At 64.7% G+C, this 18,432-nt stretch carries 19 protein-coding genes; 5 read left to right on the forward strand and 14 right to left on the reverse strand.

All coding sequences use genetic code 11. The features are described 5' to 3' along the window. The 14 genes from ACYAF3_RS01665 to ACYAF3_RS01730 form a co-directional block, all read right to left on the reverse strand. The gene (locus ACYAF3_RS01665) at nt 1–762 is read right to left on the reverse strand and encodes a class I SAM-dependent methyltransferase (RefSeq protein ID WP_128669448.1); all 762 of its coding nucleotides are present in this window, start codon (nt 760–762) and stop codon (nt 1–3) included. Between the two features lie 54 nt (nt 763–816). Then, nucleotides 817–2,136, reverse strand: coding sequence for a flagellar hook-associated protein FlgL (gene flgL / locus ACYAF3_RS01670; protein ID WP_003082175.1), 1,320 nt, complete (start codon nt 2,134–2,136; stop codon nt 817–819). A 25-nt stretch (nt 2,137–2,161) separates the two neighbouring features. Then, a complete protein-coding gene (flgK, locus tag ACYAF3_RS01675) occupies nt 2,162–4,213 on the reverse strand; it encodes a flagellar hook-associated protein FlgK (protein ID WP_003112507.1) in 2,052 nt (683 codons plus the stop codon). A gap of 18 nt (nt 4,214–4,231) precedes the next feature. Further along, nucleotides 4,232–5,434, reverse strand: a complete 1,203-nt coding sequence (gene flgJ, locus ACYAF3_RS01680) for a flagellar assembly peptidoglycan hydrolase FlgJ (protein WP_003082172.1) — start codon at nt 5,432–5,434, stop codon at nt 4,232–4,234. Between the two features lie 10 nt (nt 5,435–5,444). Further along, nucleotides 5,445–6,554, reverse strand: coding sequence for a flagellar basal body P-ring protein FlgI (locus tag ACYAF3_RS01685; RefSeq protein ID WP_003082169.1), 1,110 nt, complete (start codon nt 6,552–6,554; stop codon nt 5,445–5,447). Between the two features lie 11 nt (nt 6,555–6,565). Continuing rightward, complete coding sequence (gene flgH, locus ACYAF3_RS01690; protein WP_003082166.1) at nt 6,566–7,261, reverse strand: flagellar basal body L-ring protein FlgH; 696 nt, start codon at nt 7,259–7,261, stop codon at nt 6,566–6,568. Between the two features lie 45 nt (nt 7,262–7,306). Continuing rightward, nucleotides 7,307–8,092 carry a flagellar basal-body rod protein FlgG gene (flgG, locus tag ACYAF3_RS01695; protein WP_128669450.1) on the reverse strand — a complete coding sequence of 262 codons (786 nt, stop codon included), beginning with the start codon at nt 8,090–8,092 and terminating at the stop codon, nt 7,307–7,309. A gap of 46 nt (nt 8,093–8,138) precedes the next feature. Then, nucleotides 8,139–8,888, reverse strand: coding sequence for a flagellar basal-body rod protein FlgF (gene flgF, locus ACYAF3_RS01700; RefSeq protein ID WP_003082159.1), 750 nt, complete (start codon nt 8,886–8,888; stop codon nt 8,139–8,141). A 217-nt stretch (nt 8,889–9,105) separates the two neighbouring features. After that, nucleotides 9,106–10,494 (reverse strand): flagellar hook protein FlgE, encoded by a 1,389-nt coding sequence (gene flgE, locus ACYAF3_RS01705; RefSeq protein ID WP_003082154.1) that lies wholly within the window; start codon nt 10,492–10,494, stop codon nt 9,106–9,108. A 27-nt stretch (nt 10,495–10,521) separates the two neighbouring features. Continuing rightward, nucleotides 10,522–11,235, reverse strand: a complete 714-nt coding sequence (flgD, locus tag ACYAF3_RS01710) for a flagellar hook assembly protein FlgD (RefSeq protein ID WP_003082153.1) — start codon at nt 11,233–11,235, stop codon at nt 10,522–10,524. Nucleotides 11,236–11,247: 12 nt separating this feature from the next. Then, a complete protein-coding gene (gene flgC, locus ACYAF3_RS01715) occupies nt 11,248–11,688 on the reverse strand; it encodes a flagellar basal body rod protein FlgC (RefSeq protein WP_003082150.1) in 441 nt (146 codons plus the stop codon). A 5-nt stretch (nt 11,689–11,693) separates the two neighbouring features. Further along, nucleotides 11,694–12,101: a flagellar basal body rod protein FlgB gene (flgB, locus tag ACYAF3_RS01720; RefSeq protein ID WP_003082144.1), complete on the reverse strand. Its 408-nt coding sequence runs from the start codon at nt 12,099–12,101 to the stop codon at nt 11,694–11,696. Between the two features lie 252 nt (nt 12,102–12,353). Then, on the reverse strand, nt 12,354–12,716 hold the full coding sequence (locus ACYAF3_RS01725; RefSeq protein WP_003082140.1) for a DUF5064 family protein: 363 nt from the start codon (nt 12,714–12,716) through the stop codon (nt 12,354–12,356). 66 nt (nt 12,717–12,782) lie between these two features. After that, nucleotides 12,783–13,100, reverse strand: a complete 318-nt coding sequence (locus tag ACYAF3_RS01730) for a DUF2288 domain-containing protein (protein ID WP_003086400.1) — start codon at nt 13,098–13,100, stop codon at nt 12,783–12,785. 298 nt (nt 13,101–13,398) lie between these two features. Here ACYAF3_RS01730 and ACYAF3_RS01735 point away from each other — a divergent pair, with 298 nt between their 5' ends. From ACYAF3_RS01735 to ACYAF3_RS01755, 5 genes are all read left to right on the forward strand, one after another. Further along, the gene (locus ACYAF3_RS01735) at nt 13,399–14,520 is read left to right on the forward strand and encodes a branched-chain amino acid ABC transporter substrate-binding protein (RefSeq protein WP_003082136.1); all 1,122 of its coding nucleotides are present in this window, start codon (nt 13,399–13,401) and stop codon (nt 14,518–14,520) included. A gap of 260 nt (nt 14,521–14,780) precedes the next feature. Further along, on the forward strand, nt 14,781–15,704 hold the full coding sequence (gene livH / locus ACYAF3_RS01740; protein ID WP_003086391.1) for a high-affinity branched-chain amino acid ABC transporter permease LivH: 924 nt from the start codon (nt 14,781–14,783) through the stop codon (nt 15,702–15,704). After that, nucleotides 15,701–16,954, forward strand: coding sequence for a high-affinity branched-chain amino acid ABC transporter permease LivM (locus tag ACYAF3_RS01745; protein WP_003082131.1), 1,254 nt, complete (start codon nt 15,701–15,703; stop codon nt 16,952–16,954). Before livH ends, ACYAF3_RS01745 begins: the two co-directional genes overlap by 4 nt. Beyond that, a complete protein-coding gene (livG, locus tag ACYAF3_RS01750; protein WP_003082125.1) occupies nt 16,951–17,718 on the forward strand; it encodes a high-affinity branched-chain amino acid ABC transporter ATP-binding protein LivG in 768 nt (255 codons plus the stop codon). Before ACYAF3_RS01745 ends, livG begins: the two co-directional genes overlap by 4 nt. A 2-nt stretch (nt 17,719–17,720) precedes the next feature. Next, a complete protein-coding gene (locus tag ACYAF3_RS01755) occupies nt 17,721–18,422 on the forward strand; it encodes an ABC transporter ATP-binding protein (protein ID WP_003086389.1) in 702 nt (233 codons plus the stop codon). Nucleotides 18,423–18,432 lie beyond the last annotated feature (10 nt).

The following is an 18,432-nucleotide window of genomic DNA, read 5'->3' on the forward strand; positions in this document are numbered from 1 at the left end:
TCATCCCCGTCGCTGCAGGATCATGAAGTACTGGCGGGTCTCCACACGCTTTTCCAGCGCTTCGGCGAACAGGCAGTCCTCTTCGAGAATCGCAGGCCCTTCCCCTCCGCCGGCCTGTACGAGCATGTCCTTGAGTTCGGCGACGGTGCGATAGACCGCCGAATACTCGTGTTCAAGTTCCTTCGAAAAGAAGCGATCCAGGGTCAGGCGCTGTTCCACGGCTACCGGTTCGCGCAGGTAGATCCGCCCGCCCGGTGCGCACAGCTGCAGCGCCTGGCGCAACAGTTCCTGGCAGTCGCTGTCGTTGAGATAGATGAGTAGTCCCGAGACCAGCAGCAGGTCGTAGGGAGGACTGAGCGCCAGCTCGGCGGGACGGATGTCGGTCGCCGACATCCGCTGGAAAAGCAGCCGCTCGTAGCCGCGCTGCCGTGCCTCGTCGCGGGCTTTCTCCACCAGCGCGGCGGAGAAGTCGATGCCCAGGTAATCGGCCTGCGGCGCTTCCTCGGCCAGCAGCCAGCCCCAGCGCCCGATACCGCAGCCGATGTCGAGGACCCGCCGGGCCATACCGAGGGCGAGTCCCGGAGCGACGCGCAGTTTCTCGCGCCGATCGCGCTCCTCGACCAGTTCCGGCTGCTGGTCCTGATACATCGTCGAACTCAGGGCATTGCGATATTCGCGGGCGGCCCGACCTTCGAAGAAAGCCAGCGTGCTTTCGTAGTCGATAGCGACGGGCCTGCCCTTTATCCGTTGTTTGTCGGTCATTCCGTAGCCTGCTGTCGACTCCGCGCCCCTGCTGGGCTATCGCTTGTCATCCGCTTAACTCAGGTAGTTGAACAGGCTCAAGCCGCGAATCTTGACGAAACTCTGCTGCGCCGCATCCATGATGGTGGATTGCAGGGTCAGCCGTGACAGCGCTTCAGGGTAGTCCAGATCCTGGATCTGTGAGATCACGGCGGTATTCACCAGGGTCACGTCGTCGATGAAGGTTTCCGTCGATTCGGCGACGTTCATCCGCGCGCCGATGCGTCCCTGGCCCGTGAGGATTTGCGAGTTCGACGAGTCCAGGTTGGAGATCGCCACCCCCACCGCGTCGCGGATAGCCAGGTTTCCAGCCGGCGTGTCCTCGGCGCTGAGCAGGGCCTTGCGCAAGTCCGACACGGTATTGAGCAAGCTGCGCTTTTCCTGGTCCGGCTGGCGCTTGATACTGAAGGTGTCGCCGCCCTGCGGCTCGCCGTCGATCTGTACCTTGACGCCGCCGAAGGTGATGAAGTCGCTGGTCTGGGCGTTGTCGTCGATCTTGCCGCTGGCGAGCGTGGCGAAGCTCGGCGGGTTGGGGTCGCTGGTGCTCCAGTCGTAGCCCGGCGGGATCGTCTTGAGGTCGTAGACCACGTAGTTCTTCGCGTCGGTGAAGTGGATACCGACGCCATCGCTGGCCAGCGGTGGCGTGCTCGACGGGAACACCGTGTCGTAGGCTTCCTTGTCCGTCACCAGGCCCAGGGAGATGCTGCTGTCGCTGGGGTTGCCGCTGGCGTCCAGGCCTGCGGCGCCCTTGCCGGTGGAGACCCGGTTGGCGTTGCTGCCGCTTTCGAAAAGGATCTTGCCGTTGTCGCTGATGGCAATGAAGGTGCTGCTGGCGATCTGTACCTCACGCTGGCCTTCGTCGCCGTTGTAGGAGTAGGTACCGTCCGGGTTGCGAACGAACGGCTGGGTATCGCCCTGGCTGCCGGAGAACAAGTACTTGCCGCTGGCATCGCGGCTGTTGAGCAGGTTCAGCAGTTCGTCCTCGCGCTGCGCCAGTTCGGTGGCCAGCGCGTTCTTGTCCGAGGCGTCGAGGCCGCCGTTGCCGGCCTGCACGGCGATCTCGCGGATACGATGGATGACCGTGCCGACCGAATTGAGGATGGTCTCCTCCTGCTGCAGGCTGTTCTTCGCTGCCGTGATGCCCGATTTGTACTGACTGTTGAGCGCCTGCTCCTGGTTCAGCTGAAGCAGCCGGACGGCGCCGACCGGGTCGTCGGCCGGGGTCAGCAGGCGCTTGCCGGCACTGATTTCGGCCTGGGTGCGCGTCAGGTCGGCATAGTTGCGGGAGATGCCACTGACCGAGTTGTTGAAAGCCTGGATCGTTGAAATGCGCATGACGACGGTCTCTCGGTTAAGGCGCTCAGCGGAACGCGCCTATCAGGGTATCGAACAGCGAGCGGGCAACTTGAATGACCTGGGCCGACGCGCTGTAGTACTGCTGGAACTGGATCAGGTTGGCCGCCTCTTCGTCGAGGCTCACCCCGGACAGCGAGTCGCGGCTGTCCTGCGCCTGCTTGAGCACGGTCTGCGAGGCGTCGGCGCTGGCGCGCGCCTGGGCGGTCAGGGTGCCGACCCGCTCCACCAGGCCACCGTAGGCGTCGTTGTAGGTAGACCCCGTGCTGTCGGTACCGCCCACCGTCGGCTTGGTCTGCAAGGCATTCAGGTTGAGGGCGTTGCGGTTGTCCGCAATGCCGTCCTTGTTGAAGCTCAGGGTGAAACTGTCGCCGGTCTGCGGCACGTTGGACAGGTTGAACTCGTAGGTATAGGTCTGGCCGCTGCCCGGATCGGTATAGGCCATGCGCACGCTGTTGCTGGTACCGCTGTTCAGCGTCGGACTGCCGGGCAGCGCGTTGCCGTCCTTGTCGACATAACTCCAACCGGCCGGCAGCGGCGAGGTCATGGTGTAGGTCTTGCCATCCGCGCTGACCGTCGCGCTCAGCGGCAGACCATTGGCGCCGAAGGCGTTCTGCAGAACCGCCGGATCGATCGGCGACGGTCCGTCGACCAGGTTCGGCTGGCCGATGGCGCCGCTGCCGCGGTTGTTGGTGGTCGCCTCGGCGCGAGCGGACCCGGCGAAAGCCAGTTGCGAAGCGTTCTTCAGGGTCGTCTCGATATCGCTGGCGCCGCGCCGGGTCGGCTGCAGGGTGAAGCGGTCGCCCGCGGCCGGCAGTTGGTCGAGGGTCACGCTGAAGCCCTGGTCGACGCCGTTGGCATCCTTGAACGAGAGGGTGTAGGGACCGGTACCGCTGACCGTGACCTGCATGCTTGCGTCGTCGCCCAGGCGCCGCGCGGTGAAATTGGTGCCGTCGAAGTCCAGGCGGAAATCGCTGGAATTCAGCTTGCTGGTATCGGTGATGTTCAGGTTGGCGTGGACATTGCCGGTGTTGCCGTTCTTCGCCAAGACCCGGAGCGCCGTGATGTCCGGATCGTTGATGTCGCCGAACAGGTTGGCGCCGGCCTTGCCCGCCAGGTCTAGGCCCTGCCCCAGTTGCTTGTTGACGGTATCGGCGAAGGTCAGCGCAAGTTGGCCGAGCTTGTTGTAGGAGCTATCCAGGACGGTATCGCGATACGCCAGCAGGCCGCCCATCTGCCCGCCGGAGACCAACCGGGTCACGTTTTGCGTGGAGTCGCCAAGCGTGAGCTGCACCTGGTAGCGGGTCGGGTCGTCCAGCCCCGGCACCACGCTCAGCGTCGAAACGGTATTGCCCACCACCAACGGCTGGCCGCTGCCGATGAACAGGCTGACGCTGTTGTCGTCCTGGGTGACCGCGGTCACGCCGACCATCTCGGAGAGCTTGCGCACCGCTTCGTCGCGCGCGTCCAGCAGATCGTTGGGCACGGCCCCGGCGGATTTCGCCTTGGCGATGGCATCGTTGTACTCGGCCACGCTCTGGCTGAGATTGTTCACCTGCGAGGTCAGGGCACCCAACTGCTGGTTGATCAGGCTGTTCTGCTTGTCCAGTTGGTCGTAGAGGGTATTGAAGGTCTTGCTCAGGCCCTGCGCCTGGGCCAGCACCGCCTCGCGCGCCTCGGTCGAGGACGGGTTCTGCGCAGCGGTCTGCAAGGCGGAAAAGAAACGCTGCATCGCCGGGCTGACCCCGGTGGTGTTATCCGCCAACAGCGAGTTGAGCTGGTCGATCTGGCCCAGGAAAGCGTTCAGCTCGCTGTTCTGGCTGGTGGCGTTGCGCAACTGGCCGGTGAGGAAGTCGCTGGCCAGGCGGCGCACGTCGACGATCTGGCTGCCCGAGCCCATGTAGCCGGCACCGCTGAACTGCGGGATCCGGGTCTGCTGGATGGCATCCTGGCGGCTGTAGCCCGGCGTCTTGACGTTGGTGATGTTGTGCCCGGTGACAGTCAGCCAGGTCTGGCTGGTGCCGAGGCCGGACAGGCCTATCGAGAGTAGGTCGGACATGGGTCAGTTCCTCCTTGCTCAACCCAGAGGCGGCGTGCCGGCGGCGGCGACGGCCTGGTAGGTCTGCATCTGTCTGGCGATCTGCGCCACCTTGCGGGCGTACTGCGGATCGGTGGCGTAGCCGGCGCGCTGCAGTTCCTGCATGAAGCGCTCGGGGTTGGCGGCGCTGTCCAGGGCGTTCTGGTAGCGGTCGTTGCCCTGGAGGAAGCTGACGTAGTCGTGGAAGCTCTGCTCGAACGACGAGTAGGAGCGGAACGCCGCGACTTCCTTGACCGCCTTGCCGCCTTCGTATTCGGTGGTGAGAGCGCGCGCCGAGGCACCATCCCAGCGGCTGCCGGTCTTGATGCCGAACAGGTTGTGGCTGCTGCCGCCATCCTGCTGGCGGATGATCGATTTGCCCCAGCCGGTCTCCAGCGCGGCCTGGGCCACCAGGTAGCGGGCATCGACGCCGATCCGCTCGGCGGCCTTCTGGGCCATCGGCAGCATGGTGGCGATGAACTCGTCGGCCGAGGCGAACATCGACTTGCCCCTGGCCAGCGGCGGCTGGGCGATGCGCCGGCTGCCCTGGCTGTCGACGCCATCGGTGGAGAAACCGCGGCGGCTCGCCGCCGGGTAGCTCTGCGCCGGCAGGTAGCTGTCCTGGCCCAGGCTCTGCATCTGGCTGGCGGCCGGCGAGGCGGAGGGAACGATGCCGGCGAGCATGCGCTCGGTCAGCTTGCCCGGCAGCGCCAGGCGCCTCTGGTTGAGCAGCTTCGAGTCGTCGCGGCCGGCTTCCGGCATCGGCAGGGCCTTGCCGGCCTGCGCGCTGGGGTTGCTCGGCCAGCGACCGGCGCCGTTCTCGGCGACCCGGGCGAACGGGTTTTCGCCGTTGCCCCTGGAGCCTTGCTTCATCTTCGACAACTGGCGCACCAGCACGTCGGCCAGGCCGATGCCGCCGGCATTCTTCGACAGGCTCACCGACAGTTGCTGGTCGTACATGTCCTGGTACTGCTTGGTGGTCTGGCTGTTCATGAAATTGCCGTCGCCCAGCGCTTCGTTGGCCGAACGCATGGATTTGAGCATCTCGTTGAGGAACAGCGATTCGAATTCCTGGGCGACCTTGCGGATGTTCGCCTCGCCGTCGCGGTCCTTGCCGACCTTGAGCTGGTTGAGGCGGTTGAGATCGGTATAGGAGCCGCTGTCGGGGCCTGCGCCGATACCGCTGAGCAAACGGGAATCCATGGCGTCGTCCTCAGATCACGATCAAGTCGGCCTGCAACGCGCCGGCCTGCTTCAGGGCTTCGAGGATCGCCATCAGGTCGCTCGGCGCGGCGCCGACCTGGTTCACCGCGCGGACGATGTCGTCCAGGGTGGTGCCGGGACCGAACTTGAACATCGGCTTGGTCTCCTCCTCGGCGTTCACCCGCGAGCGCGGCACCACCGCGGTCTGGCCGTTGGAGAAGGCACCGGGCTGGCTGACGATCGGGTCCTCGGTGATGCTCACGGTCAGGCTGCCGTGGGTGACGGCGGCCGGCGATACCTTGACGTTCTGGCCGATGACGATGGTGCCGGTGCGCGAATTGATGATGACCTTGGCCACCGCCTCGCCCGGCTGCACGTCGAGGTTCTCCAGGATCGACAGGTAGTCGACCCGCTGGTTCGGGTCGAGCGGCGCGCTGACCCGCACCGAGCCGCCGTCCACCGCATGGGCGACGCCCGGACCGAGCAGTTCGTTGATGCGGTCGACGATGCGCTTGGCAGTGGTGAAGTCCGGGCGGTTGAGGTTCAGCGTCAGGCTGTTGCCCTGGTCGAAGCCGCTCGGCACCGCGCGTTCGACGGTGGCGCCGGCCGGGATACGTCCGGCGGACGGTACGTTGACGGTGATCTTCGAGCCGTCGCGGCCTTCGGCGTCGAAGCCGCCGACCACCAGGTTGCCCTGGGCGACCGCGTAGACCTGGCCGTCGATACCTTTCAGCGGAGTCATCAGCAGGCTGCCGCCGCGCAGGCTCTTGGCGTTGCCGATGGACGACACGGTGACGTCGATCGGCTGGCCCGGCTTGGCGAACGGCGGCAGGTCGGCATGCACCGATACCGCGGCGACGTTCTTCAACTGCACGTTGCCGACGTTGGCCGGCACCTTGATGCCGAACTGCGCCAGCATGTTGTTGAAGGTCTGCAGGGTGAACGGCGTCTGCGTGGTCTGGTCGCCGCTGCCGCTCAGGCCGACCACCAGGCCATAGCCGATCAACTGGTTGGTCCGCACGCCCTGGATGCTGGCGATATCCTTCAACCGCTCGGCCTGGGCCGCGCCGGCGGCCAGGAGCAGCGCGGCGAGGGCCAGCAGGTGCTTGAACTTGGTCATCGCGAGCGTCCTCAGAACGGCCACAGCGGGCTGAGGAAGAAGCGGTCCAGCCAGCCCGGCTGACTGGCATCGGCGAAGGCGCCGGTGCCGGAATAGGTGATCCGGGCGTCGGCCACGCGGGTCGAGGACACGGTGTTGTCGGTGGCGATATCGTCGGCGCGGACCAGGCCGGCGATGCGCACCAGCTCGTTGCCGGTGTTCAGGGTCATCCACTTCTCGCCGCGCACGGAGAGGATGCCGTTGGGCAGCACCTCGGCCACGGTCACGGTGATCGAGCCGGTCAGGCTGTTGCTCTGCCCCGCCTGGCTATCGCCCTTGGCGTCGCGCGAGCCGCCGTATTCGGCGCTGAGGCTGAGGTCGCCGCCGCCGATCGGGTTGTTGGTGGTCATGCCGCTGCCGAACAGCGAAGTCAGCCCCATCTTGGTCTTGCTGTCCTTCTGGATATCGGAGTTGGCTTTCTTGCTCGCCTGGGTCTTCTCGTTGAGGGTGATGGTGATGATGTCGCCCACGCGGAAGGCCTTGCGGTCGTCGTAGAGGTTCTGCTCGAAACCGGCCTGGTAGATCGCGCCGTTGTTCTGCGCGGCGGGCAGCGGGGTGCGCGGCAGCACCGGCGCGTAGTACGGATCGTTCGGCTTCGGCGGTGGATTGACGCAACCGCCCAGGGCGGTGGCGATGCCAAGCAGGGAGACGATCATCAGCCGGTTCATATCAAGCTACCTCGCGGCGTACAGCCAGGGCCCGGTCAGGGCCCGTCAAAGATTCTGGGTGACGAAGGACAACATCTGGTCGGCGGTGGAGATGACCTTGGAGTTCATCTCGTAGGCGCGCTGGGTGGTGATCATGTTCACCAGTTCCTCGACCACGTTGACGTTGGAGTTTTCCAGGGTGTTCTGGGCAACCGTGCCGAGGCCGTTGAGACCCGGCGTACCGACCTGCGGCGCGCCGCTGGAGCCGGTTTCCAGGAACAGGTTGTTGCCGATGGCCTGCAGGCCGGCCGGGTTGATGAAGTCGGCGGTCTGGATGTTGCCGATCACCTGCGGCTGGGCGTTGCCGGTGATGGTCACCGAGACGGTGCCGTCCTGGCCGACGGTGAAGGTCTGGGTCTCGTTGGGCACCACGATCGCTGGCTCCAGGGCGAAGCCGTTGGAGGTGACGATCTGCCCGTCGGAGTTCAGGTGGAAGCTGCCGTCGCGGGTGTAGGACACGGTGCCGTCCGGCAGCAGGACCTGGAAGAAGCCGCGCCCGTTGACCGCCATGTCCAGCGGCTGCTCGGTGGTCTGCAGGCTGCCCGGGGTGAAGATCTTCTGGGTGCCGACGACGCGCACACCGGTACCCAGTTGCAGGCCCGAAGGCAGCTCGCTGTCCTGGGTCGACTGGCCGCCCGGCTGGCGCCGGATCTGGTACAGCAGGTCCTGGAACTCCGCGCGGTCGCGCTTGAAGCCGGTGGTGGATACGTTGGCCAGGTTGTTGGAAATGGTGGTCAGGTTCATGTCCTGGGCGGACAGACCGGTCTTGCTGACCCACAGTGCCGATAACATCGTCGTGCTCCTCGGGTGCCGGTTTTATGGCACCACGCTCAAGTGATTAGCTGATTTGCAAAACCCGCGCCATGGCCGCCGAATCGTCCTCGGCGGTGCGCATCATCTTCACGTGCAGCTCGAATTGACGGGACAGCGAGAGGATCGCGGTCATCTCTTCCACCGCGTTCACGTTGCTGCTTTCCAGGAAACCGGAGACCACCTTCACGTTGGCGTCGGCCAGCGGCGCCTGCTCGCCCGGCTGCGGCTTGTAGTGCAGCAGGCCGTCGGTACCCTTCTCCATCTGCTTCAGGTTCGGGTTGACCAGTTTGATCCGGTCCACCACGGCGACCACGTTGGGGTTCTCGCCAAGGGCGCGGATGCTGATGGTGCCGTCCTGGCCGATCTCCACCTTTTCCTCCGGCGGCACGGCGATCGGCCCACCGTTGCCGAGCACCGGCAAGCCGTCGCCGGTGCGCAGCATGCCGAGGGCGTCGATATGCATGCCGGCGGTACGCACGTAGGCCTCGCTGCCATCCGGCGCCTGGACCGCGACGAAGCCGTCGCCGTCGATGGCGATGTCCAGCTCGTTGCCGGTTTCCTGGAGGCTGCCATGGCTGAAATCGGTACCGGGCCGCTCGCTCATGGCGAATACCCGCGCCGGGAAGCTGTCGCCGAACACCTGCATCGAACGCGCCTGCTCGAAGTCGCGACGAAAGCCGCTGGTCGAGATGTTCGCCAGGTTGTTGGCATGAGCACGCATCGCCAGGGTGTTCTGGCTGGCCCCGCTCATGGAGACGTACAGCATCTTGTCCATCGAATCCTCCAGGCACCGGCACAATCCGCCGGGCTTTCTTGCAGGTTATCCAGCAAGCGCCGTGCCAGAATTCGAAAAAACAATTAATACATTGATTTAAAAGGATTTTATAAAACAGAAAGCCTCCTTTCGGAGGCTTCGGGGGCAACCCCTGGCCATGGGTTGCCGCTGGCGGCAAGGGCCTTGCCGGTGCCCGGACGGCACCGGCACGCCGTCATCAGCGCAGGTTGATGATGGTCTGGGTCACCGCATCCTCGGTCTGGATGGTCTTGGCATTGGCCTGGTAGTTGCGCTGGTGGACGATGAGGTTCACCAGTTCGTTGGAGATGTCCACGTTGGACGCTTCCAGCGCGCCGGATTGCAACGCCCCCAGGGTGCCCGAGCGCGGCGCGCCGACCGCCGGCTCGCCGGACTCCGAGGACTGCACCCAGGAGGTCTTGCCGATCGGCGTCAGGCCCTGGATGTTGGCGAAGTTGGCCAGCACCACCTGGCCCTGCACCTTGGACTGGCCGTTGGTGTAGCGGGCGAAGATCACCCCGGTGTCGTCGATTTCCAGGCCTGCCAGCTGACCGGTGGTGTAGCCGTCCTGGATCGGGTTGCTCTGGGCGAACGCGGTGGAGTACTGGGTGGTCTTGCGCATGTCGAAGGAGATGCCGCTGGCGGCACCGGTCGCGCCATTCCAGGCGTAGGTCGGCGGGGTCTTGCCGTCCGAGGCCGCCGGAATCCAGCCGGTGCCGGGAGTCGGCGGATTGCCGGTGGCCGGGCTGAACTGGATCACGTTGGTGGTCGCGTCGATGCTGAAGCCCGGCCCGCTGGTGCTGCCGTCCGGAGCCCGTACCGAGGTCATCTGGCCGCTGGCGTCGAAGGTGACGTTGAAGCTCATCGGCGTCTTGTTCGACGGGTCGAGCGGATTGACCCCGTCGATCAGCACTTTCATGGTCCAGCTGTTCTCCGGAATCGGCGGGGTCGCATTCGGATCCGGCTCGTTCTTGATGAAGAACTGGCTCATGGTGTGGGAGTTGCCCTGGCTGTCATAGATGCCCAGCGAAGAGGACGAGTTGTAGGTAGCGGCGTCGGACGGATCGAACGGCGTCACGGTCGGCGGCTTCAGCGTCGAGTTGAGGTTGTACGACTGCTGGATGCTCGAGGTGGCCTGCGGCGCCTGATTGGCGCGCTCGACCTTGAGGTCGGTGACCACGCCGTTCTGCAACTGGCCGTTCGGCCCGACGGCATAGCCCTGCAGGCGGTAGCCGTTGTTGTCGACGATGAAATCCTGCTTGTCGGTATTGAAGTAGCCGGCGCGGGTGTAGCTGATCGCCCCGTTGTTGCTGGTGACGAAGAAGCCGTTGCCGTTGATGGCCAGGTCCAGCACGCTGTTGGTCGAGTCGATGTTGCCCTGCTTGAACATCTGCGAGACGTCCGAGAGCAGCACGCCGCTGCCCTGCGGGTTGCTGCCCGAACCCAGCACCGAGGCGGCGTAGACGTCGGCGAACTCCGCGCGGGATTGCTTGAAGCCTACGGTGCCGGCGTTGGCGATGTTGTTGCCGGTGACGTTCAGGCCGCTGGAGGCCGCCTGGATGCCGCTCAGGCCGATGTTGAAACTCATGGATAGCTCCTTGCCGGAAACGCCGGCTTACTGGCCGATGATCTGTACTTTGGACAGCGCGATGCTGCCCAGGCCTGCGAGGTTGAGCATCAGCTCGCCGCCGTTCTGCCCCAGGGTGACGCTGTCGACGTTGGCCGGCAGGTAGGTCTGGAGCCCGTAGGTCTTGCCGTCGATCGAGGTCTGCGCCTCGAACTTGTAGGTGCCCGGCGGCATGATGTTGCCGCTGCTGTCCTTGCCGTCCCACATGAAGCTGACGCTGCCGGCAGCCTGCTGGCCGAGGTTGATGCGATTGACCACGGTGCCCTTGTCGTCGTAGACGTTGACCCATACGTTGCTGCTGGAGACCGGCAGGTTGAGGGACGCCTTGAAGGTGTCCTTGGTGTCCACCACCGACTTGTCGGTCGCCACGATGACCTTGCGCCCCACCAGCGACGAGGCTTGCAGGGCCTGCGACGACTGGTAGTTGGAGAGAATGCTCTCCATGCTCTTGTTCAGCGACTGCACGCCTTCCACGGTGCTGAACTGGGCCAGTTGGGCGATGAACTCGCCGTTCTGCTGCGGCGACATCGGGTCCTGGTTCTTCAACTGGGCCACCAGCAGCTTGAGGAATTCGTCCTTGCCAAGGTTGCTGCTGCCCTTGACGCTCTGCCCGGTCTCGGTGGCGCCGCTGCCGGCGGCGCGCTTGCTGCCGTTGACGTTGCCGGTGTTGCTGCTGGTGCCGCTGACGTTATCGATGCTCATGCTCTACTCCGCTCACTGACCCAGGGTCAGGACCTTCTGCATCATCTGTTTGGCGGTATTCATCATTTCCGCGTTGGTCTGGAAGGCACGGCTGGCGGAAATCATGTCGGCCATTTCCTCGACCACGTTCACATTGGGGTAATACACGTAGCCGTTGGCATCCGCGGCCGGATGGTTCGGCTCGTAGCGCGGCATCAGCGAACTCTGGTCCTCGACGATGCCCAGCACCTGCACGCCGGCGCCGGAGCTGTCCTGGTCGGCGAACAGCGAGCCGCTGTCGCCCTGGGCCTGCTGGAACATGGTGGAGAACACCGGATGGCGGGCGCGGTAGGTCTTGTCGACGCTGGAGGAAACCGTCTCGGCGTTGGCGATGTTGCTGGCCACGGTGTTCAGGCGGGTGCTCTGGGCGCTCATGCCGCTACCGGCAATGTTGAAGACACTGGCGAGGGACATGGCGGTTACTCTCCACGCAGGGCGCTGACCAGCCCTTTGAATTTGCTGTTGAGGAAGGTGAAGGACGCCTGGAAGTGCATGGCGTTCTCGGCGTAGTTGGCCTGCTCGATCTGGGCGTCGACAGTGTTCTGGTCGATCGACGGCTGGACCGGGATGCGGTACTGCAGGCTGCCCTCGCCCATGCCGAAACCTTCGGCGGCGATATGCCGCTCGTTGGTGGTGCGGGTGGCGAAGGTACCCTTGGCGGCCTTGTCCTTCTGCTCGGCGAGAACCGCGGCGAAGTCCAGGTCGCGAGCCTTGTAGTTCGGGGTATCGGCGTTGGCCAGGTTGTTGGCCAGCACTTCGGCGCGCTGGGCGCGGAAGCTGAGGGCCTGCTGGTGGATACCGAGTGCTCTGTCGAAACTGATGCTCATGGCTGCGAACCTGTTTGCCGGTGTGGCTTTCGTCGCCAACACTTCAGCAAGGCCCGTGCCAAATTATTAAAAACCTTTATATTCAATAACTTGAGTTTATTTAAGGGCAACCCGGAAGCGGCAAGCGGCAAGCCGTTTCCGCTTGCCGGCAAGGGTGGCAAGCCCCTGGAACGGCTTCTCCGGCAAACGAAAAAAGGCCCGATATCGTCGATATCGGGCCTTTCCCATGCTTCCGGCCGCCAGGGACACGGCTCACTCGTGGCGAATGATCCGCTCGAGATCCACCGGTTCGCCGGGATGGGCATGCAGCTTGGCGCGAATGTCCTCGAACATCGCATCGTATTCCTTGTGCACCCGGGTGATCGCGCCGAACTTCGGGTGCAGGCCGTGCTTCTGGGCGACCCGCGTGGCATCGCTGGCGAAGTTGAAGGCGGTATCGCGCGGCAGCTCGAAGGAGTCGCTGAACGGCTTGCCGTCGATCTCGCCGTCCATGTCGAAGTGCACATAGGCGCCGGATTCGGCGTTCTGCCGCACCTCGTAGCGGATATGGATATTGATGTCCTGCTGGTCGAGGCCGGGCAGGCTGACCAGATGGAGGTGGCCTGGTTCGAACATGACGAATCTCCTGGTGGGAATCGGAATCAGTCTAGCCAGGGTCGAGCGAAAGAAAACCGCCCTGGATCAGTGCAACGTCGCTTTTTCCGCGCGTTCCTGAATGACCACCCAGGGCGCCACCACCACCGCCCAGAGGGTCGGGTCGCGTTCGAGGAAGTCCTTGGCCGCATCCTCCCCGACCTTGCTCAGGCCGCCGCCGGAAAGCCAGGCGGCGACCTTCTCGCGGTCGTCCCCGGCCAGGGCCTCGGCGACTTCCACCAGGTCCAGCGCGGCATCGACCTGGAGCAAGGCGCCACGGGCGAAAAACGGTTGCAGCTCGGCCCAGGAAATGACCGCGGTCTCGCCGAGCAGCTTGGCATAGAGGGTGCTAGTTTGTTCTGTCATGGGATCTACCTGGATTGCATGGGCGCCATGATAACGCCCGCCGGTAGCCCACGACAGCCGAAGGGAAACCGGGCCCAGGGAGGTGAGGCAGGTCCGCGCCGTTTTTCTATACGTTTATGTCAACCAGGCGACACGACTCACGGGAGCTCGCCGTGCCGTGCTTTTCAAGCGACGAAGCGCCGCTCTACACTGTACCGGTACAGTTCCCGGGGTCCGTCCATGACGATCACCCGGTCTCCTCCGGCCCCCGCGGCCGCGAGACTACAACAATGACAACACACAAGAAGAGTGGAGCACTATGAAGAAGGGTACTCAGCGTCTATCCCGCCTGTTCGCCGCGATGGCCATTGCCGGGTTCGCCAGCTACTCCATGGCCGCCGACACCATCAAGATCGCCCTGGCTGGCCCGGTCACCGGTCCGGTAGCCCAGTACGGCGACATGCAGCGCGCCGGTGCGCTGATGGCAATCGAACAGATCAACAAGGCAGGCGGCGTGAACGGCGCGCAACTCGAAGGCGTGATCTACGACGACGCCTGCGATCCCAAGCAGGCCGTGGCGGTCGCCAACAAGGTGGTCAACGACGGCGTCAAGTTCGTGGTCGGCCATGTCTGCTCCAGCTCCACCCAACCCGCCACCGACATCTATGAAGACGAAGGCGTGCTGATGATCACCCCGTCGGCCACCGCCCCGGAAATCACCTCGCGCGGCTACAAGCTGATCTTCCGCACGATCGGCCTGGACAACATGCAGGGCCCGGTGGCCGGCAAGTTCATCGCCGAACGCTACAAGGACAAGACCATCGCGGTACTGCACGACAAGCAGCAGTACGGCGAAGGCATCGCCACCGAGGTGAAGAAGACCGTGGAAGACGCCGGCATCAAGGTTGCCGTCTTCGAAGGCCTGAACGCCGGCGACAAGGACTTCAACGCGCTGATCAGCAAGCTGAAGAAAGCCGGCGTGCAGTTCGTCTACTTCGGCGGCTACCACCCAGAAATGGGCCTGCTGCTGCGCCAGGCCAAGCAGGCCGGGCTGGACGCGCGCTTCATGGGCCCGGAAGGGGTCGGCAACAGCGAAATCACCGCGATCGCCGGCGACGCTTCGGAAGGCATGCTGGCGACCCTGCCGCGCGCCTTCGAGCAGGATCCGAAGAACAAGGCCCTGATCGACGCCTTCAAGGCGAAGAACCAGGATCCGAGCGGCATCTTCGTCCTGCCCGCCTATTCCGCGGTCACAGTGATCGCCAAGGGCATCGAGAAAGCCGGCGAGGCCGATCCGGAGAAGGTCGCCGAGGCCCTGCGCGCCAACACCTTCGAGACTCCCACCGGGAACCTCGGGTTCGACGAGAAGGGCGACCTGAAGAACTTCGACTTCACCGTCTACGAGTGGCACAAGGACGCCACCCGGACCGAGGTCAAGTAAGCATCGTTGCAGTACGGAGCCCACGTCACCCACCGTGGGCTTTGTTTTAGTACCCGCATGATTCCGCGAGCGGCGGCCCGGCAAGGGCAGGCGAAGACCGGCAGCGTTCACTCCTGGTGGACGGGAGCGCGGCTTTCCCCTGCCTCCCGCCGGCCCGCCGCGCGCCGGATCGTGACGGGTCTCAGCAGCGTTCCGGCCCCACACCCGCGAGCCGAACGTCTACCTGCCGTACAACGGCGGGCGTTTAGCGAGAGAGTCCCATGCCCGAGATTTATCATTACCTACAACAATTGGTTAACGGCCTGACCGTCGGCAGCACCTATGCGCTGATCGCGATCGGCTACACCATGGTCTACGGCATCATCGGCATGATCAACTTCGCCCACGGCGAGGTGTACATGATCGGCTCGTACATCGCCTTCATCGCCATCACCCTGCTGGCGATGATGGGGCTGGACAGCGTTCCGCTGATGATGCTCGCCGCATTCGCCGCCAGCATCATCGTCACCAGTGCCTTCGGCTACAGCATCGAGCGGGTCGCCTACCGCCCGTTGCGCGGCGGCAACCGCCTGATCCCGCTGATCTCCGCGATCGGCATGTCGATCTTCCTGCAGAACGCCGTGATGCTCTCGCAGGACTCCAAGGAAAAGGCCATCCCGACCCTGCTGCCCGGCAACTTCGTGTTCGGCGAAAGCAGCATGAACGGCGTGGTGATCTCCTATATGCAGATCCTGATCTTCGTCGTCACCTTCCTGGTGATGTTCGGCCTCACCCTGTTCATCTCCCGCTCCCGCCTGGGCCGCGCCTGCCGCGCCTGCGCCGAGGACCTGAAGATGACCAACCTGCTGGGTATCAACAGCAACAACATCATCGCCCTCACCTTCGTCATCGGCGCCGCCCTGGCCGCCGTCGCCGCGGTGCTGCTGGGCATGCAGTACGGCGTGATCAACCCCGGGATCGGCTTCCTCGCCGGGATCAAGGCGTTCACCGCCGCGGTGCTCGGCGGCATCGGCAGCATCCCCGGCGCCATGCTCGGCGGCCTGCTGCTGGGCGTCGCCGAAGCCTTCGGCGCCGACGTGTTCGGCGACCAGTACAAGGACGTGGTGGCCTTCGGCCTGCTGATCCTGGTGCTGCTGTTCCGACCTACCGGCATCCTCGGTCGTCCGGAGGTGGAAAAAGTATGAGCCAGTCCCTCAAGCGCGCGCTGTTCAGCGCCCTCCTCGTGATCCTGGTGTCCTATCCGATCCTAGGCCTGAAGCTGCGCACCGTCGGCATCAAGCTCGAGGTCCTCGGCGCCGATGCGCAGACCCTCTGGACCATCGCCGCGGCCGCCCTGGCCATGTTCGTCTGGCAGCTGTTCCGCGACCGCATCCCGCTCAAGCTGGGTCGCGGCGTCGGCTACAAGGTCAACGGCAGCGGCCTGAAGAACTTCCTCAGCCTGCCATCGACCCAGCGCTGGGCGGTCCTCGCCCTGGTCGTGGTGGCTTTCGTCTGGCCGTTCTTCGCCTCGCGCGGGGCGGTGGACATCGCCACCCTGATCCTGATCTACGTGATGCTCGGCATCGGCCTGAACATCGTGGTCGGCCTGGCCGGCCTGCTCGATCTCGGCTACGTCGGCTTCTACGCGGTAGGTGCCTACACCTACGCGCTGCTCGCCGAGTACGCCGGGTTCGGCTTCTGGACCGCCCTGCCGATCGCCGGGATGATGGCCGCGCTGTTCGGCTTCCTCCTCGGCTTCCCGGTGCTGCGCCTGCGCGGCGACTACCTGGCGATCGTGACCCTCGGCTTCGGCGAGATCATCCGCATCCTGCTGCGCAACATGACCGAGATCACCGGCGGCCCCAACGGCATCGGCTCGATCCCCAAGCCGACCCTGTTCGGCCTGACCTTCGAACGCCGCGCGCCGGAAGGCATGCAGACCTTCCACGAGTTCTTCGGCATCGCCTACAACACCAACTACAAGGTCATCCTGCTCTACGTGGTGGCCCTGCTGCTGGTGCTGCTGGCCCTGTTCGTGATCAACCGGCTGATGCGCATGCCGATCGGTCGCGCCTGGGAAGCGCTGCGCGAGGACGAAGTGGCCTGCCGCGCTCTCGGTCTCAACCCGACCATCGTCAAGCTCTCCGCCTTCACCATCGGCGCCAGCTTCGCCGGTTTCGCCGGCAGCTTCTTCGCCGCCCGCCAGGGCCTGGTGACGCCTGAGTCCTTCACCTTCATCGAGTCGGCGATGATCCTTGCGATCGTCGTGCTCGGCGGCATGGGTTCGCAGCTCGGCGTGATACTCGCCGCGGTGGTGATGGTGCTGCTCCAGGAAATGCGCGGGTTCAACGAATACCGCATGCTGATCTTCGGCCTGACCATGATCGTGATGATGATCTGGCGTCCCCAGGGACTGCTGCCGATGCAACGCCCGCACCTGGAGCTGAAGCCATGAGCCGACCGATTCTCGAAGTGAGCGGCCTGACCATGCGCTTCGGCGGCCTGCTGGCCGTCAACGGCGTCAACCTGAAGGTCGAGGAAAAGCAGGTGGTCTCGATGATCGGCCCGAACGGCGCCGGCAAGACCACCGTGTTCAACTGCCTGACCGGCTTCTACCAGCCCACCGGCGGCCTGATCCGCCTCGACGGCGAGGAGATCCAGGGCCTGCCCGGTCACAAGATCGCTCGCAAGGGCGTGGTGCGGACCTTCCAGAACGTCCGCCTGTTCAAGGAAATGACCGCGGTGGAGAACCTGCTGGTCGCCCAGCACCGCCACCTCAACACCAACTTCCTCGCCGGCCTGTTCAAGACCCCGGCATTCCGCCGCAGCGAGCGCGAGGCCATGGAGTACGCCGCGCACTGGCTGGAGGAAGTCAACCTTACCGAGTTCGCCAACCGCAGCGCCGGCACCCTCGCCTACGGCCAGCAGCGACGCCTGGAGATTGCCCGCTGCATGATGACCCGCCCGCGGATCCTCATGCTCGACGAGCCGGCCGCCGGCCTCAACCCGAAGGAGACCGACGACCTCAAGGCGCTGATCGCCAAGCTGCGCAGCGAGCACAACGTGACGGTATTGCTGATCGAGCACGACATGAAGCTGGTGATGAGCATTTCCGACCATATCGTGGTGATCAACCAGGGCGCCCCCCTGGCCGACGGGACGCCGGAGCAGATCCGCGACAACCCGGACGTGATCAAGGCTTATCTGGGGGAAGCGTGAGCATGCTGAGTTTCGACAAGGTTTCCACCTACTACGGCAAGATCCAGGCGCTGCACGACGTCAGCGTGGAAGTGAAGAAGGGCGAGATCGTCACCCTGATCGGCGCCAACGGCGCCGGCAAGTCGACCCTGCTGATGACGCTCTGCGGCTCGCCGCAGGCGGCCAGCGGCAGCATCCGCTACGAAGGCGAGGAACTGGTCGGCCTGCCCTCCTCCACCATCATGCGCAAGAGCATCGCGGTGGTCCCGGAAGGCCGCCGGGTCTTCTCCCGCCTGACGGTGGAAGAAAACCTGGCGATGGGCGGCTTCTTCACCGACAAGGACGACTACCAGGTGCAGATGGACAAGGTGCTGGAACTCTTCCCGCGCCTGAAGGAACGCTACGAACAGCGCGCCGGGACCATGTCCGGCGGCGAACAGCAGATGCTCGCCATCGGCCGCGCGCTGATGAGCAAGCCAAAGCTGTTGCTGTTGGACGAACCTTCGCTCGGCCTGGCGCCGATCATCATCCAGCAGATCTTCGAGATCATCGAGCAGCTGCGTCGCGAAGGCGTCACCGTGTTCCTCGTCGAGCAGAACGCCAACCAGGCGTTGAAGCTCGCCGATCGCGCCTACGTGCTGGAGAACGGCCGGATCGTCATGCACGACACCGGCGCCGCCCTGCTGACCAACCCGAAGGTGCGCGACGCCTACCTCGGCGGCTGAGCACCGTCCC

This window comes from Pseudomonas sp. TZ252, from assembly GCF_056110345.1.